Genomic DNA, 17,036 nt, shown 5'->3' with positions numbered 1-17,036 from the left:
AACCGGCCTCACTCAAACATTGGTGGATAAAGGCCATTACGTCCCGGCTGTGCACCTGCCGCCGGGTTAAAGAGTAACGAAAACAGATCTGCAGTCAGGTTGCCGCTGTGCTTGTGAGTGGCATGCACGAAACCATCACTGCGATTACTCCACCAGTAACTCATGTGCTGCTGGGGATCGAAACGTTCCGCCACTTCACGCCAGCTGAGCGTGCAGGGCAGATCCTGAAAACCAATCACATCCATGATGTCTGACGGCTGCTTTACCGGCACCAGCAACGGGGGCAAGCGTTGAATATGCTGCTCTAGCTGTTCGGCATTCAGCGGCTGTTGTACCGCCTGTAGCAAGGTCGCGCCGAGATCCTGAAACCAGTCACCGGAAATAGTCAGCTGCGCCGGGTGCCATTGATTCAGTGAGAAGCTGTGCAGCGCCACCAGCGGCCAGGCGCGGCCCACGCGATCGCACGAGGGCAATAAACACCCCATCTGAATCTGCTGCCTGCCCGGCGTTATTGGCAAAACAAAATTCCACACCGGTGCGCGCAAAAAAGCCGCGCAGTTGGCATTTTCTTGCATATGCCACTGTATCAAACCCTGCTGAAACCAGTGGCTCCAGGGCGTGATGTGCTTCTCGCTGAGTCGATGATGTAGAAAGTCGCCTGTTGAAGGCAACTTGCCATACCAGCCGGGAACAGTATACGCAGCCATGTTCACCTCACCATTACTCGCTATGCAGGGTCAATCGCTCTCCAACGCGCAAAGGCGTTGCGGCAAGCGTATTGCTATCGTGACCCGCATTTTTCAGATTTTCCGCAAGCTTACGCATCATCAATGCGTTATCGCGCGCATAAGGCGAAGATTGAATTTGCTGATCCAGCAACTGACTCAGATGCCAGTCAAGCTGCTGTAAATCACGGGCGCTGACATTATTGGGCAGCGTGCGTTGCAAATTCTGTAACAGCCAGGCGCGCAGAAATTCTCCATCATAATTACGCGGCTCATAAAGCATTTGATAGGCGCGTAATGCATTTCGGCTATAGGTATTGTCATCGCCTGGATCGCTACGCAGCAGATTCGTTACCTGCTGAGCCACACGCGGCAGCAGTAAAGACTTAAGCGCATTTTGATAAAGCACCCATGCGGCGTCACTCACTTGCGTACCGCGAAATAAGCCAACCCGCATAGTAAGCGGCGGATTATCGAGAGAAAACTTATCCGACAGCGGCAGCTTCACCAGGCTATTTAGAAAGGGTAGCAGATCGAAAATATTATCGGCTGGCTGATGAATCACTTGCTGACTTTGTTGGATAATTGGCGCGACGCGCGTTTCCACCAGCTGCAAGTAGTGCTGATTTTGATAATAGCTGAGTGACCACAATCCAGACAAAATCAGTAAGGCTCCCGCCAGCACGCCGTAGCCAATCCAGTGGAAAAGTTGGTTGCGGTATTCCCAGTGGCGGTTGCTGCCAGCCAAACCGCTCTCTCTAAAGATCAATGTGCTGAGCAGATCGCGAATAAAGAAGCTCTGGCCTTTGTTACCGGGAATAGGGCTGCTGCGATTGACGCTATCCCAGGCCGCAATTGAATGATCGCCTGGCTGGCGCAGTTGCAGCTTGCGGCTCAACTCCCCCATGACACGATCAAACGGCAAGCCTTCCTGGGTGCCGCTGGTAAAGAACAGGCCGCGCGGACTCCACGCCACGGCATCTTTATGATCGGAAAAAACAATATCGAGATATTCATTCAGTAAAGGGCGCAGTGAAGCGAATTCTTGCGGAAACAAGAAAGATTCAGCCCGCTGATTCAGATCGCGCTCTTGCGCCATATGCTGCGCTAATTGCTGCTGAAGCTGTTGCTCAAGACGGTGATATTGCTGCGAGAAATTGGCGTGCCAGTCATCCTTGTTCGGCTTGCCCAATTCCCAGTTAAAGGTAAAGCCCCAGATAGCGTCACGTTGTGACTTGTCGATAGCGCCAAAAAAGCTCATAAAGCCTTTCAGCAAATCGGTCTTTGTCACCATCACATAAACAGGAAAATGAATGCCGGTATGTTGATGCAATTCCGCCATGCGTTCACGTAGCGCCGTTGCCTGAGCAAAACGCGCTTCAGCAGAGTCACTCAACAGATCGGCGACGCTGATAGTCATGATCACACCGTTAATCGGTTGTCGGGTGCGATAGCGCTTCAGTAAATTGATAAAGCTGCGCCATTCGCTGGCATCACGAGCGCGCTGACTCTCCTGCAGGGCATAACGTCCAGCGGTATCGATTAACACCGCGCTATCGGTAAACCACCAGTCACAGTTGCGCGTGCCACCCACGCCGCGAATCGCGTTTTTGCCAAAACTGTCAGTCAGGGAAATTCCAGGCCCGCATTTAACAATGCGGTAGTTTTACCGGCGCCTGGCGCGCCCATGACTAAATACCACGGCAACTGATAAAGATAGTTGGCGCTGACTCTGGATAGCCAACTGCCGCGCTGGCGACGGCCAAACTGGGCGCGTTTTAACTGCGTCGCCGCGTCACTAAAGCGTTGGTTGAGCAACTCTTCCGTAATCTGGCGTTCAGCCGGATCGTCGCTGTCTGAAAGCTGCAGTTGCGTCAGTAATCGGCTATTGAACCAGGCACGATACAAGGACGGAAGCAGTTGAAACAGCACCCACAAGACGATCAGCGCACCGACAGTTAATTGACGATTCAGCGCGGGTTCCAGCGGGCGCGTATCACCCCACACCCAGAGCGGGCCAAGCATCCATAGCAGACAGCTCAGCGCGGTTACGCCAATAAAACTCCACAGCAGCCGATGAGTTAAAAGCAAGCGAACGGAAGCGCGCATTATTGAGCTCCTTGATGATTACTGAGCGTTTCGGGCGCGGCAAACAAGGTAATTTCAACGCGACGGTTGCGGGTGCGGTTTTCACTGCTGTCATTGGGCAACAGCGGATCGCTGTCACCGCGGCCTTCAGAACGAATGACGTGTCCATCGGCGAGTTGAACCTGCATTAATTGCGTCACTGCACGAGCGCGGGCGAAAGAAAATTCATAACTTGAGGCGAAACGGCTGTTGTCGACCGGACGATCGTCAGTGAACACCGACACCAAAATCGTTCCTTTCACGTCCTTCATCGCTGCGGAAACACGCGCCAGCAAGGCACGACCCACAGGATTGATTGCCGTGCCTTCGGCGGCAAATAGCTTGTCAGCAGGAATAATCACTTTACTGCCGAACGCGCCATCGCTGACTTCCAGCTGGCCGGCAGCAATGACATCATTAAGACGCTGGCGCAAATCCAGCAGCGCCTGAGGCGAAGAAGGGCGGCGACCAACCGTAATTTGCGGCAAAGGCGTCTGATAGATAGCGCGCAGCAACGGCTCAGCAGCGTTGCCTAATCGCCAGTTCAGGCCGCTGTATATCAGGCAGGCGATTAATGCCACTAAGGTGGCGCAGGCCCAGAGCGGCACCATCGGACGTGCCAATGTGCTGACCAGCGGGTGCACCACCACTAACGGTGCAGGTGTCACGCTACGCTGCGCACGGGTTTCATCGATTAAGGTTGCCAGACGTTTGCGAATGCCTTCGCATTGGGCGCGGCCACTCTCATTACCGCGATAGCGGCCTTCATAACCAAGTAGCAGGCAATAATGCACCACTTCCAGTAGCCAAAGATGTTGCTGTGGACTTTGAGAGATGCGCGAAAGCAGCTGGAAAAATTTTTCACCACCCCAGCTTTCGTTATGAAATGTCACCAGCATGCCGTTGCCGGACCAGACGCCGCGCGTACCCCAAGGCGTTTGCGCCGCCGCCTCATCCAATGCGCTGCACAGGCAGTATCGCGCGCCAATGATCATCTCAAAGGGCAAGCCGGCTTGTTTACAGCGCTGTTCAAACTGACGAATTTCATCGATAAGTGACTGGCGTAGACCGGCAGGATCGTCATGCGTGGCCGCCTGACGAATTTGCACTACAGCGTTCAGCAAAGGCGCTGCAGCATTCAGTAATAGATTCTCATTGCCTGAGGTAGTTGCCTCACGCGCAGGGGATTCCACAGTCATTAATATGTGTTCTTCCAGCCAATGGCAAATCCCTGAACCCGCAGACCAGGGCGGTGCTGCGGGCAATATGCGCCGGATTCCATGTTTAGTCTAAGATCCAGGTCGCGGTATCGTTAGTGCGACAGGCTTTACTTGCGCCGCCAACAGCAACGCAGACTTGTTTTGTCTTACGTGGACGCGGACGATCGCTACGTACGGTCGCCTCATAACGGCTGCTTTCCACGCCTGCTTTCAATGGGACATAGCCAATCATTGGGCCGTCGGCTTCGTCGGCGATGGCAAGCCAGTTGTTTTCCACGCTGCCTAACACTTCAAAAGGTTTACCACTTTCCAGATAACGCACCACTTTGCCGCCGTAATCTGGGGTGGTCATCACAGATGCGCTATATAAAGCGCGCCAGGTTTGATTAACTGGCTCAAATTCCTTCGGTGCTAACACGGCGTGTCGATGTACCAATTTAACGTTGTTAACGACGCTGGTGACCAACGTATCATCGGTGACAGGGGGCGGCGGAGCCTTACAACCAGCCAAAGCCAACACTGCCAACAGCGTTAACGCGAAACTCTTTTTCACCATGTTCGTCGTGATCCCATCAAAGTATCTGCATATTGCCCGGCATCATGCAGTTGTTCGCCGAGGCTGGCTTTGCGCCGTGATTAAAATTGCCGGTTAAAAAAACGGCCAACTTACATTGAGGTAGTGCCGCCCTCAGTCTACCTAAGACTTTTGAGAATTCAAACCATTGCGCACCTCGTCGATGCGTGTTAACGCGGGGGCCTTTAGGTAAACGAAGGCGCAAAAAAACGCTGTAGTTTGTGATAGTTAAATCGAATTAAATGATTAACGTCATAAAGGAAGCAATGATAGTGGAACCTATCCTGTCACGCACCGCTTATCTTGGAAACTATTAAGTTTTTCTAATTACTTGTTAACAGAAATCTTAACGTCTTTCACTTAATTTCCTCATCAAAATCAGAATTTCCGGGGTAACGGCGATCTCACTCTTTTAATAAAGCGGCATGGCTTTTGCTTGAATTGAACTTTACGCGATGAGGGTTGGGCGATGACGGATGCGCTGAAGTACCTGCAAGCTTCATGTGAAAGTGATATTGCCAGCCTGCAACGCTTGCTGCGTACCGGCCAGTTACTGGCTGCTGTGAGCGAATTAGTACATCAACTGCAGCGAGAACGTGGCGCAAGTAATATCTGGATCTGCTCGCAGGGAAAGTTGTTCGCGCAAGAGCGGCGCGCGCGAGCAGGATGTGATTCAGTGCCAGCACGCTTTTTACCAGGTTTTACCGCCTGCGCTGGCGCAACCGGGTTACAGCCGGATGTTTATGCTGATTGCGGCGACTTTACAGGCGTTAAACGATCTCCCGACGCTTCGTCTTCAACTTTCTGATCAGCAATTGAGTCACGCGCAGGCGATGTCCGCGTTTAATCACATTATTCGCAGCTTATTAAATCTGGTGTTTGAAGCCGCTGACACCGCCAGCCATCCCGAAATTTCACGCGCGTTGATTGCATTGTTCAGCTTTATGCAGGGAAAAGAGCTGGCGGGCCAGGAGCGTGCAACCGGTTCGGCAGGATTCACCGTAGGGCAATTTAGCGCGGAGCAGCGTCGCTGCATGGTGGCGCTGATTGACGCGCAAGAGCAGAGTTTCGCAACCTTCAGCCAGTTTGCAGATGTCGACGCGCTGGCTTGCTGGCAACCGCTGGCGCAGGCCAGCCGTGAAATCGAGCGTTTGCGGCGCATCGCCTGCACCGGCGGTCAAAGCGAAGAGACGGGTGCGCTGAACTGGTTTTCGCTGCTGTCGGTTCGTATCGATCACATGAAACGCATAGAAGATCATTTATCAGCCACGTTAATGACGCGCTGCCGTGAAGCTATTGCCGTCGCAAAATTACAGGCGGAAGCCCCACTCAAGGTGGTGCAAGGTGACAGCAGTTTTGCCCTGTATGTTTCCGGCGCTGACTGGCTCAATGGCGAAGCCGCAACCCTGAACAGCGATGGATTAGCGCCGCAATTAGGACGTTCGGTATTGTCAATGATTGGCGAACAGGCTCAGCGTTTACGCAATCAGGCTGAGGAACTGGCTTCAATGCGTGCCACGCTGGATGAGCGAAAAATTATCGATCAGGCCAAAAGCTGGTTGATGCAGCAGCACGGTTACAGTGAAGAATCTGCGTGGCAGGCGCTGCGTAAAAGCGCCATGAATCAAAACAAACGCATCCTGGACATCGCTAATGCCGTGCTGGCTGTGGCGGCCACGTTAAAGGGGTAACTCAAAGGAGGTAGTTGCACAAAGCCTGTGCGTAGAGTGCGTCAGCAGGGTGCAAATTTGTGTGATTTTTCATCAATTGTGATGGAAAAGCCTTGCCAGCTGGCTTTCAACACATTGGCACAGGCTTTGCTTTACCTTACAGACAATGCGCATTTGTTTCGCCAACGGCGGTGAAGCGAGTGCTTTGGATAAAGGCGTCCATCCGCGTGCTACGGCATGTCGGAGGACGCCTTTTTTATTTCATTTTTTCAGGTGCCAATGATGAGCAAAACGCCTTTTTCACTCTCACGCCGTCAGTTGTTATTGGCTGGAGCCGCAGTAGGTGGCAGCTATTTATTGCCAGGTTTGCATCATGCCGCCTGGGCGGCGGGATCGGATGCACCCGAAAAAACCACGGTGCGCGTCGGTTTTATTCCACTCACCGACTGTGCGCCGGTCGTTATGGCATCGTTGAAAGGTTTCGATAAGAAATATGGCATTACGCTGCAGGTCAGCAAAGAAGCCAGCTGGGCTGCGGTGCGCGACAAGCTCACATCGGGTGAACTGGATGCCGCGCATGTGCTTTACGGCATGCTTTATGGCCTGCAACTGGGTGTCGCAGGACCGCAGCACGACATGGCTAACCTGATGACACTCAACAACAACGGTCAGGCGATAACCCTCTCTAACCAGTTGAAAGCGCAAAACGTAACGGATGCCGCCAGCCTGAAAAAAGCCATCGATGCCAAAGCCAAGGGCAGCTACACCTTCGCCCACACGTTTCCCACCAGCACTCACGCCATGTGGCTCTATTACTGGCTGGCGAATGCCGGTATCGACCCATTTGAAGATGTGCGCACCGTTGTCGTGCCGCCACCGCAAATGGTGATGAACATGAAGATTGGCAACATGAGCGGCTACTGCGTCGGTGAACCCTGGAACCAGCGTGCCATCAGCGACAACATTGGTTTTACCGCCGTGACCAGCCAGCAGATCTGGCCAGATCACCCGGAAAAAGTGCTTGGAACACGTGCGCAATGGGTTACTGAAAATCCGAATACCGCTCGCGCGCTAACCGCGGCCGTGCTGGAAGCGGCTCGCTGGATCGACGCTTCAGACGATAACCGCCGTGAAACCGTCAAGGCGTTGGCGGGGCGCGCATGGATCAACACCAAAGTCGAGACGCTGGAAGGCCGGATGCTTGGCCACTACGAAAACGGTTTGGGACAAACCTGGCAAGATGCTCACGCCATGCGTTTCTTCCACGATGGCAGCGTCAACTTCCCTATTTATCAGACGGCATGTGGTTCCTGACGCAGATGAAGCGTTGGGGCCTGGTGAAAACTGATCCCGATTATCTGGCCGTGGCACGCCAAATCAACCGCATAGATATCTACAAGCAGGCCGCCAGCGCGGTCGGTAACGTCACGCTGCCCGCCAGCGAGATGCGCAGCAGTACTTTCATTGACGGCAAAGTGTGGGATGGAACCGATCCTGCCGCTTACGCCGCCAGCTTTGCCATCAAACGTTAACAGAGGTTGTCATGAAAACTGAAGCTCGCGCCCTGGCGCAACCTGCGAAAACAGAGAGTAGCGCAACCATTATTCCGCTACAGATTGCCCCTAAAGCGGCGGCTAAACCGGCCCGTCTGCGTCCACTGCTAGAGCGTGTCATCCCTGCGCTGAGCGGTATGCTGCTGCTGGGTTTGGTGTGGCAAATCGCCGCCTTGTCGAGCCAGGGTTTTCCCACGCCGTATGCAACCTGGCAAGCGGCACAAACGCTGTTCGCCGATCCGTTCTATAACAACGGCCCGAACGATCAGGGTATCGGCTGGAACGTGCTCGCGTCACTGCAACGTGTCGCCATTGGCTTTGGGCTGGCTGCGCTGGTGGGCATTCCCGCCGGTTTTCTACTGGGGCGCTTTACCTTTATGTCACGCATGTTCAATCCAATTATTGCGCTGCTGCGCCCGGTGAGTCCGCTGGCGTGGTTGCCGATTGGCCTGCTGTTATTTCAACGCGCTGAACCCGCTTCCAGCTGGACCATTTTTATCTGCTCTATTTGGCCAATGATCCTCAACACCGCCGAAGGTGTGCAGCGTATTCCGCAGGATTACCTCAACGTTGCACGGGTTTTGCAACTCTCCGAATGGACGGTGATGCGTCGCATTTTACTGCCTGCGGTGTTACCGGCGGTATTAACCGGCGTGCGCCTGTCTATTGGTATCGCCTGGCTGGTGATTGTCGCCGCTGAAATGCTAACCGGCGGCCTGGGCATTGGTTTCTGGATCTGGAATGAGTGGAACAACCTCAACGTGGAAAACATCCTGATCGCCATCCTGATTATCGGTGTGGTTGGGTTGCTGCTGGAGCAGGGCTTGATGCTGCTGGTCCGTCGTTTTAGCTGGGAAAAATAAGGGGATCGCCATGCAACATATCATTCGCGTACAGCAGGTCAGCCAGCGCTTTAACACATCTGGCGGCGATTTCCTCGCGCTCGATAACGTCAGTTTTGACATCCGCGAAGGAGAAACCTTGAGCCTGATCGGCCATTCCGGCTGTGGCAAATCTACCTTGTTGAATTTGATCGCTGGGCTAACGCGCCCCAGCAGCGGCGTGTTGTTGTGTGATAACCGTGAAATCACCGGTCCCGGCCCAGAGCGTGCGGTGGTATTCCAAAACCATTCCTTGCTGCCGTGGTTAACCACCTACCAAAACGTCGAGCTGGCGGTAAAGCAGGTATTCAAAGGCAAGATGAGCAAAGCGGAAATCAGCGACTGGATCGAGCACAACCTCAATCGCGTGCAGATGAGCCATGCGATGCACAAACGTCCGGGCGAAATCTCTGGCGGCATGAAACAGCGTGTAGGCATTGCACGCGCCTTAGCGATGAAGCCGCGCGTGTTGCTGCTTGATGAACCTTTTGGCGCGCTGGATGCATTAACCCGTGCCCATTTGCAGGACAGCGTGATGCGCATCCAGCAAGAGTTGAATACCACCATTGTACTGATCACCCACGACGTAGATGAAGCGGTGCTGCTGTCGGATCGCGTGCTGATGATGACCAACGGACCTGCGGCGCACGTGGGCGATATGCTTGATGTCGACTTGCCGCGTCCGCGTTCACGCGTCGCGTTGGCTGACGAGCCGCGTTATCACCAGCTGCGCCAGAAGATCCTGCACTTCCTCTACGAAAAACAGACCACCGCGGCGTGAGGATCGCACCATGAAGCAACAGCTGCTGGTAATTGGCAACGGAATGGCGGGTATGCGCATGGTAGAGACCCTGCTGGCACTGGCCCCGCAGCGTTACGCCATCACCGTGATTGGTCGTGAACCGCTGGGCAATTACAACCGCGTGCTGCTGTCTCCGGTGCTGGCGGGTGAAAAAGCGTTTGCCGACACGCTGATCCACGATCGTGACTGGTATGTCGAGAATGGCGTTCAGCTGCTGGCGGGTGAAACGGTTGAGCGCGTCGATCTGACAACCCGCTGTGTGCAGACCGATCAACGTCAGCTGCACTGGGATCGACTGGTATTTGCTAGCGGTTCGCAACCGCGGATGCCGGTGATTCCTGGTATCGATCATCCTAAAGTCAGCGGCTTTCGCAGCCTGCGAGATGTTGAAAAATTACTCAGCGCATCTGGCCCGGTCGTGGTGTTAGGCGGCGGTTTTCTCGGTATTGAAGCCGCCGCAGCGCTGAAAGCGCAAGGCCGTGACGTGACGCTGGTGCATCACAAACCCTGGCTGTTGGATCGCCAGCTGGATGCCAAAGCAGGGGAATTGCTGCTCGCCCAACTGCGCCGTCGCGGTATTCGCTGCGAACTCAACAGCGGCGTAACTGAAGTCACTGAACAGGGCGCGGTTCTGACTAACGGCAGCGTCGTCATGGCGGAGCAAGTGGTGATCGCCATCGGTGTGCAACCGGAAAGTGCCTTGGCGCAGGCGGCGGGTGTGCCTTGTCAACGCGGCATCTGCGTTGATCGTCAGTTGCGCAGCACAATTCCCAATGTTTACGCCGTGGGTGAATGCTGCGAGATAGCCGGAGAGACCTTTGGCCTGGTCGCGCCTTGTCTGGCGCAGGCTGAAGTATTAGGCGCGCAGCTGGCCGACGCGCCACGCGCCGATTTTTACCACGAAAAGAGCGGCACACGCCTGAAGGTCAGCGGCATTTCTCTGTTCAGCGCGGGCGACATTCGAGAAGCGCCGTCGCTGACCAGTTTTGATCCGCTTTCTGGCCACTATCGCCGTCTTTTTCTCAAGCACGGACGGCTCAACGGCGTGCTGTTGTTTGGCGACAGCCAGCAGGGCGCATCGCTGTTAACCCGTCTAAACGCTGCCGAGCAGATCAGCCTGAACACGCTGTTTGGCCTTGATGAACCTGAAACGCAGCCGCAGGCTGCAGGAAGCTTTGTGATGAATAAACCGACATTAGCTGTGCTGGGTCACGGCATGGTCAGCCACCATTTTTGGAACAGCTGGTCGCACGTGAACTGCATCAGCACTATCACGTGGTGGTCTATGGCGAAGAGCAGCGCATGGCTTACGATCGCGTGCATCTTTCAGCGTATTTTACCGGTAAAAGCGCGGAAGAATTGTCGCTGGTGAGCGATAACTTTTTTGAGCAGTACGGCATTGAGCTGCGTAGCGGTTGTCAGGTCGTTGCGATTGATCGCCAGCAGCGCAGCGTGCGTGACAGCGCCGGAAACGAACTGGCGTGGGATAAGTTAGTGCTGGCAACCGGATCGCGTGCCTTCGTGCCGCCAGTGCCGGGCCACGATGGCGATCGCTGCTTTGTTTATCGCACACTGGACGATCTCGATGCGATTGCGGCCTGCGCCAAAAACAGCACACGCGGTGTGGTGATTGGCGGCGGACTGCTGGGCCTTGAAGCGGCGAATGCCCTGAAACAGTTAGGCCTGGAAACGCACGTCGTGGAGTTCGCGCCGCGCCTGATGGCGGTTCAGCTCGATGAGGGCGGCGCATTGATGCTGCGTCAGAAAATTGACGCGCTGGGCGTCACCGTGCACACCTCAAAGCAAACTGAAGCGATTGAAAAGCAAGAAGATGGCAGCGTACTGTTGCGCTTTGCTGACGGGGGCGAACTGCCCACCGATCTGGTGCTGTTTTCAGCGGGCATACGTCCGCGTGATGAGTTGGCGCGTGACGCCGCTCTGGTGCTCGGCCCGCGTGGCGGCATTGAGATCAACGATCACTGCCAAACCAGCGATGACGATATTTTTGCTATCGGCGAATGTGCATTATGGAATGGGCAAATTTTCGGCTTAGTTGCGCCAGGCTATCAAATGGCGCGCGTGCTGGCAGGACATCTGGCCGCCGAAGCCAGCGCTTTTAGCGGTGCCGATATGAGCACTAAACTCAAGCTGTTGGGCGTGGAAGTGGCCTCGTTTGGTGATGCGCACGCGCGTACTGCGGGCAGTCAAAGCTATCACTGGACCGATGGCCCAAAAGGCGTCTACAAAAAAATCGTGGTATCAGCAGACGGCAAACTGCTGCTTGGCGGCGTGTTGGTAGGCAACAGCGAAGACTATTCAACGCTGCTACAGATGATGCTGAATCAACTGCCGTTACCGGCTTCGCCAGAAACGCTGATCTTACCTGCACTGGCTGGTACACCGAGTAAAGCGTTGGGTGTGGCAGCATTACCCGACAGCGCTCAGGTCTGTTCCTGTCACAATGTGAGCAAAGGCGATATCTGCTCAGCGGTGCGAGACGGTTGTGGCGAGTTGGCCAGTGTGAAAAGTTGCACCAAAGCAGCAACAGGCTGCGGAGGGTGTTCCGCACTGGTGAAGCAGGTGATGGAATTCCAGCTGGAAAACCTTGGCGTCGAAGTGAAAAAAGAGGTGTGCGAGCACTTTGCCTATTCACGTCAGGCGCTTTACGACCTGATTCGGGTAGAGAAAATCCAAACCTTTGATGCGTTACTGGCGGCGCATGGTCGCGGTCACGGCTGCGAAGTCTGTAAGCCGTTGGCGGCTTCGCTGCTGGCCTCTTGCTGGAATGATTACCTGTTAAAACCGGCTCATCTGCCCCTGCAAGATACCAACGATCGCTACTTCGGCAATATCCAGAAAGATGGAACTTACTCGGTGGTGCCGCGTGTCGCCGCGGGGGAAATTACGCCACGAGGTCTGATTGCGATTGGACAAGTGGCAGCACGTTACGATCTCTACACCAAAATAACAGGCGGTCAACGTATTGACCTGTTTGGCGCGCGCCTCGATCAGCTGCCCGCAATTTGGGAAGAGCTGCTGATGGCAGGGTTCGAAACCGGTCATGCCTACGGTAAATCGCTGCGTACGGTGAAATCTTGTGTCGGCTCAACCTGGTGTCGCTACGGCGTGCAGGATTCCACCGCGTTTGCCATCGCGCTGGAGAACCGCTACAAGGGCCTGCGCGCCCCGCACAAAATTAAAATGGCCGTTTCAGGCTGCACCCGTGAATGCGCCGAAGCGCAGAGCAAAGATATCGGGGTGATCGCTACCGACAAAGGCTGGAACCTGTATGTGTGCGGTAACGGTGGCATGAAACCGCGCCACGCGGACTTATTCGCCAGTGACCTCGATGATGAAACCTTGCTGCGCTACGTTGACCGTATCCTGATGTTTTATGTGCGTACCGCCGACCGTTTACAGCGCACCAGCGTGTGGATGGACAACATGGAAGGCGGCCTCGACTACCTGCGTGAGGTGATCATTGAAGACAGCCTCGGCATTGGCGCCATGCTGGAGCAAGAGATGCAGCACGTGGTGGAAAGCTACCAGTGCGAATGGCAAACCACGCTGCAAGATCCGTCACGCCGCGCCTTGTTTACCCCAACGGTGAACAGCAACGAACCCGATGAAACCTTGCGTTATGTGCAAGTACGGGGACAGCGTCAGCCCGCCGCCGCGAATGCGATCCCTGTTATGCATCTGCCCGCTGAACCCTGGAGCAGGGTATGCGATCTCGATTCTCTGCCGTTGCAGGCAGGAATTGGCGCACGCCTTGGCAGCGAGCGCATTGCGCTGTTCCGCTTTGGCGATGAACTCTACGCGCTGGAAGATCGTGAGCCCGGCAGCGACGTCAGCGTGCTGTCGCGCGGCATTCTCGGCGACGTGGGTGGCGAACCGGTAGTGATTTCTCCGCTCTACAAGCAGCGCGTGCGGCTGCGTGACGGGCAAAGCCTGGATAATCCGCAGCACCAGCTACGCTGTTGGCCGGTGAAACTGGAAGCGGGACAAATCTGGCTGGCAAACCGACCACTTAATGTCATGGCGAAGGCATCATGAAAACCACCTGTCCTTATTGCGGCGTCGGCTGCGGCGTTAGCGTCACGCCACAGGGCGATGAACAGGCGCAGGTCGCGGGCGATCTCCAACATCCAGCCAATTTTGGTCGGCTGTGTGTAAAAGGGGCCGCGCTGGGTGAAACCCTGAAAAAGGACGGGAGATTGCTTTATCCGCAGATCAATCAGCAACGCGTGAGCATGGACGCGGCGCTGGAGGCTGCGGCGAACGGGCTGCGTGAGATCATTGAACAACATGGCCCGCAGGCCGTGGCATTTTACGGCTCGGGCCAGTTGTTGACAGAAGATTATTACGTCGCCAATAAGCTGATGAAAGGGTTCATCGGGGCCGCCAATATCGATACCAATTCGCGGCTCTGCATGGCATCGGCTGTTGTAGGCTATAAACGCGCGTTCGGTGCCGATGCAGTGCCGTGTTGCTATGAGGATTTTGAACGCGCGGATGTCGTGATCCTGGTAGGATCAAACGCAGCATGGGCACATCCGGTTGCGTATCAGCGGCTGGTCAAGGCCAAACAGCAGCGACCAGAAATGCAGGTGATAGTGATCGATCCACGACGCACCGCAACCTGCGATCTTGCCGATCTGCATTTGGCATTACGTCCTGGTAGCGACAGCGTTTTGTTTGCCGGTTTGCTGAACTGGTTGGTAGAAAACAATGGCATAGATACCCGCATGCTCGCGCACTTGGCCGATGTGGAACCGGCGCTGCTCGCGGCGCGCGAATGGGATCTTGCTCGGGTTGCTGCGCACTGCGATCTTGAACCGGAACAGGTTACTGCTTTCTGGCAGCTGTTTACCTCATCGCAACGCGTGCTGACCTTGTGGTGCATGGGTGTTAACCAATCCGTCAGCGGCAGCGACAATAACAACGCCATTATCAATGCACATTTGCTCAGCGGAAAAGTAGGTTTGCCGGGCAGCGGGCCGTTTTCACTTACGGGTCAGCCCAACGCGATGGGGGACGTGAAGTGGGGGACTGGCGAATCAACTCGCGGCCCATATGAATTTTAATGATGCCGATTGCGATCGTTTGCAACGCTTTTGGCAAAGCCCAACCATAGCGCGTCAGCCTGGTTTGACGGCGGTAAAGCTGTTCGACGCTATTGAGCGGGGTGACGTAAAAGCGGTGTGGATTATGGGCACTAATCCAGCGGTGTCGATGCCAGAAGGCAATCGCATTGCGCAGGCGCTGGCAAAATGTCCGTTGGTGATTGTTTCCGATGTATTAGCGCAAACCGATACCAGCGCCTTCGCTGACATTTTATTGCCCGCGCTGGGGTGGGGTGAAAAAATGGCACAGTAACCAACTCCGAGCGCCGCATCTCCCGTCAGCGCGCGTTTGCGGCTGCGCCTGGTGATGCCAAACCCGATTGGTGGCTGCTGGCGCAAGTGGCGCAGCGTTTGGGTTTCGCCGCCGCCTTTGGCTGGACCCATCCGGCGCAGATCTTCCGCGAACACGCTGCACTTTCCGGCTTTGAAAACCACGGACAGCGCGCCTTTGATATCAGCGGGCTGGCGCAGTTAAGTGACGACGGCTGGGATAAATTGCGTCCGATTCAATGGCCGGTTAATGCACAGCATCCTGATGGTTGCGCACGTTTATTCAGCGATCGTCGCTTCTTTCATCCTGACGGGAAAGCGCGTTTGCTGCCGTTCGCAGAGACAAAAACAGTCTCTGTTAATAGAGGTTATCCGCTGTTAATGAACACCGGTCGCGTGCGCGATCAGTGGCATACCATGACGCGTACCGGGGCAGTGCCGCGTCTGATGCAACACTGCGATGAGCCTTTTGTCGCGCTGCATCCTCAAGATGCCATTGCGTATGGCTTACCTGCAGAAACACTGGCGCGCGTGCAATCGGTTCACGGCTGGATCACCGCACGCGTTACCCACGACAGCGGACTTCGACGCGGCGAACTTTTCGTGCCGATGCACTGGAACCGCCAGTTCAGCCAGCAAAGCAATGTAGACATGTTGGTAGCCGCGCTCTGCTGCCCGGCATCGGGGCAACCCGCCTTAAAGCAGACGGCGGTGCGTATTCAACCGCTGCGCGTAGATTGGCAAGGTTGGCTATGGCAACGCAGCGATCAAGCGCCGAAAAATCTTCGCTATTGGGCGCGTGCGCCACAACAGGGCGCGCAGCGTTTTGTATTGGGCGGAGAAGGTTCTGCATCAAACTGGCTCGCTTCACACACGGATTTGACTTCAATGCAGGTGCAGGTTGCTGAAGGCGGCCAGGATTATCGGCTACTGGCGTGGCGCAACGGTGCGTTACAGCTGGCGTTTTATGCCGCTTCTCGCTTACCGCACCTCGATCACGCTTTCATTACTGCGGCTTTTCAGGCTGCGCCAACGCGTGCCATCGATCGTCATTCGCTACTGGCGGGGCAAGCTGCGCAAGGTGACGTGGCGGGCCGCATTATTTGCAGCTGCTTTAGCGTAGGCGAACAAACCATTTTAAATGCGGTGGCCCAAGGCTGCCGTAGCACACAGGCGCTGGGCGCCAAACTCAAGTGCGGAACAAATTGTGGCTCCTGCATCCCGGAGCTAAAACAACTGCTGTCATCATGCGTGACGGAGGAATCATGACGCTTGCTATTGATGCATTGGATAAACTGCTGACGCCCAATGGCGAAGCTTCGGAACATGGACGTGTTTGGTTAGTGGGCGCGGGTCCCGGTGATGTTGAGCTGCTCACGGTAAAAGCGTTACGGTTGTTACAACAAGCGGAAGTGGTGGTGTATGACCGATTGGTGAGCGAGGCGGTGATGGCGGAAGTGCCCGACAGCGCCTTGTGTATTGATGTGGGTAAGCGGCCTGGTTATCACGGGTTAAAGCAGTCGCAAATCAATCAGCTGCTGGTGGATTTAGCGCTGAGTGGACGCAACGTGGTGCGGCTAAAAGGCGGCGATCCCTTTATTTTTGGGCGTGGCGGTGAAGAGATGGTGAGCCTGCAACAAGCCGGTATTGTGTGTGAGGTGGTACCCGGTATCACGGCGGCGGTGGGTTGCGCCGCCGCCAGCGGAATTCCCTGACGCATCGCGATTGTGCGCAATCGCTGCGACTGATTACCGGACACGGGCGCAGCGGTGAACCGCAACTGAATGATGCATCGTTGGCCGCTGCGAATCAGACGTTAGTGTTTTATATGGGATTGAGCTGGAGTGCCTCAATCAGTGCGCAGCTGTTGGCTCAAGGGCGCGATGCGGATACGCCAGTAGCCATCATCGAAAATGGGACGCGACCCGAGCAGCGCGTGTTGATCACGACATTGAAGGCGTTAGCGCAAACGGTTGAAAATGAAAAGCCGGTTTCACCGTCGTTGCTGATGATTGGTGATGTGGTGCGTTATTACCGTGCTGATTTAAAGATTGCTAAAGATGAATCTATAAAACAGGTGTAGATAAA

The 17,036-nt window shown here is 55.3% G+C and carries 5 protein-coding genes and 6 pseudogenes; 7 read left to right on the top strand and 4 right to left on the bottom strand.

Translation table 11 applies throughout. The annotated features are described in order from the left end of the window. Positions 1-8: 8 nt before the first annotated feature. The 4 genes and pseudogenes from tagF to KQP84_RS14020 form a co-directional block, all read right to left on the bottom strand. Positions 9-707: a type VI secretion system-associated protein TagF gene (tagF, locus tag KQP84_RS14035; RefSeq protein WP_215846978.1), complete on the bottom strand. Its 699-nt coding sequence runs from the start codon at positions 705-707 to the stop codon at positions 9-11. Positions 708-720: 13 nt separating this feature from the next. Next, positions 721-2,834 (bottom strand): annotated as a pseudogene (tssM, locus tag KQP84_RS14030) (type VI secretion system membrane subunit TssM). After that, positions 2,834-4,051, bottom strand: coding sequence for a type IVB secretion system protein IcmH/DotU (gene icmH / locus KQP84_RS14025; protein WP_215846977.1), 1,218 nt, complete (start codon positions 4,049-4,051; stop codon positions 2,834-2,836). Before icmH ends, tssM begins: the two are co-directional and overlap by 1 nt. Positions 4,052-4,136: 85 nt before the next feature. Beyond that, positions 4,137-4,628 carry an SH3 domain-containing protein gene (locus tag KQP84_RS14020; RefSeq protein ID WP_215846976.1) on the bottom strand — a complete coding sequence of 164 codons (492 nt, stop codon included), beginning with the start codon at positions 4,626-4,628 and terminating at the stop codon, positions 4,137-4,139. Between the two features lie 487 nt (positions 4,629-5,115). Between KQP84_RS14020 and KQP84_RS14015 the strand changes: the two are divergent. The 7 genes and pseudogenes from KQP84_RS14015 (at position 5,116) to cobA (ending at position 17,031) form a co-directional block, all read left to right on the top strand. Then, positions 5,116-6,337: pseudogene (locus tag KQP84_RS14015) on the top strand (nitrate- and nitrite sensing domain-containing protein). Positions 6,338-6,598: 261 nt separating this feature from the next. Continuing rightward, positions 6,599-7,848, top strand: a pseudogene (locus KQP84_RS14010) (CmpA/NrtA family ABC transporter substrate-binding protein). 11 nt (positions 7,849-7,859) lie between these two features. Beyond that, entirely contained in the window at positions 7,860-8,732 is an 873-nt protein-coding gene (ntrB, locus tag KQP84_RS14005) for a nitrate ABC transporter permease (RefSeq protein ID WP_215846975.1), read from the top strand. 10 nt (positions 8,733-8,742) lie between these two features. Beyond that, positions 8,743-9,531: an ABC transporter ATP-binding protein gene (locus tag KQP84_RS14000; protein WP_215846974.1), complete on the top strand. Its 789-nt coding sequence runs from the start codon at positions 8,743-8,745 to the stop codon at positions 9,529-9,531. A 10-nt stretch (positions 9,532-9,541) separates the two neighbouring features. Further along, positions 9,542-13,608: pseudogene (gene nirB, locus KQP84_RS13995) on the top strand (nitrite reductase large subunit NirB). Next, positions 13,605-16,217, top strand: a pseudogene (locus KQP84_RS13990) (nitrate reductase). The pseudogenes nirB and KQP84_RS13990 overlap by 4 nt, the downstream one beginning before the upstream one ends. Continuing rightward, a pseudogene (gene cobA, locus KQP84_RS13985) lies at positions 16,214-17,031 on the top strand (uroporphyrinogen-III C-methyltransferase). Before KQP84_RS13990 ends, cobA begins: the two co-directional pseudogenes overlap by 4 nt. Positions 17,032-17,036 lie beyond the last annotated feature (5 nt).

Origin of the sequence: Candidatus Pantoea bituminis (genome assembly GCF_018842675.1) — a bacterium.
Classification (GTDB): domain Bacteria; phylum Pseudomonadota; class Gammaproteobacteria; order Enterobacterales; family Enterobacteriaceae; genus Pantoea; species Pantoea phytostimulans.
The sequence above is the reverse complement of the archived record's forward strand: the minus strand, read 5'-3'. Positions and strand labels throughout refer to the sequence as shown.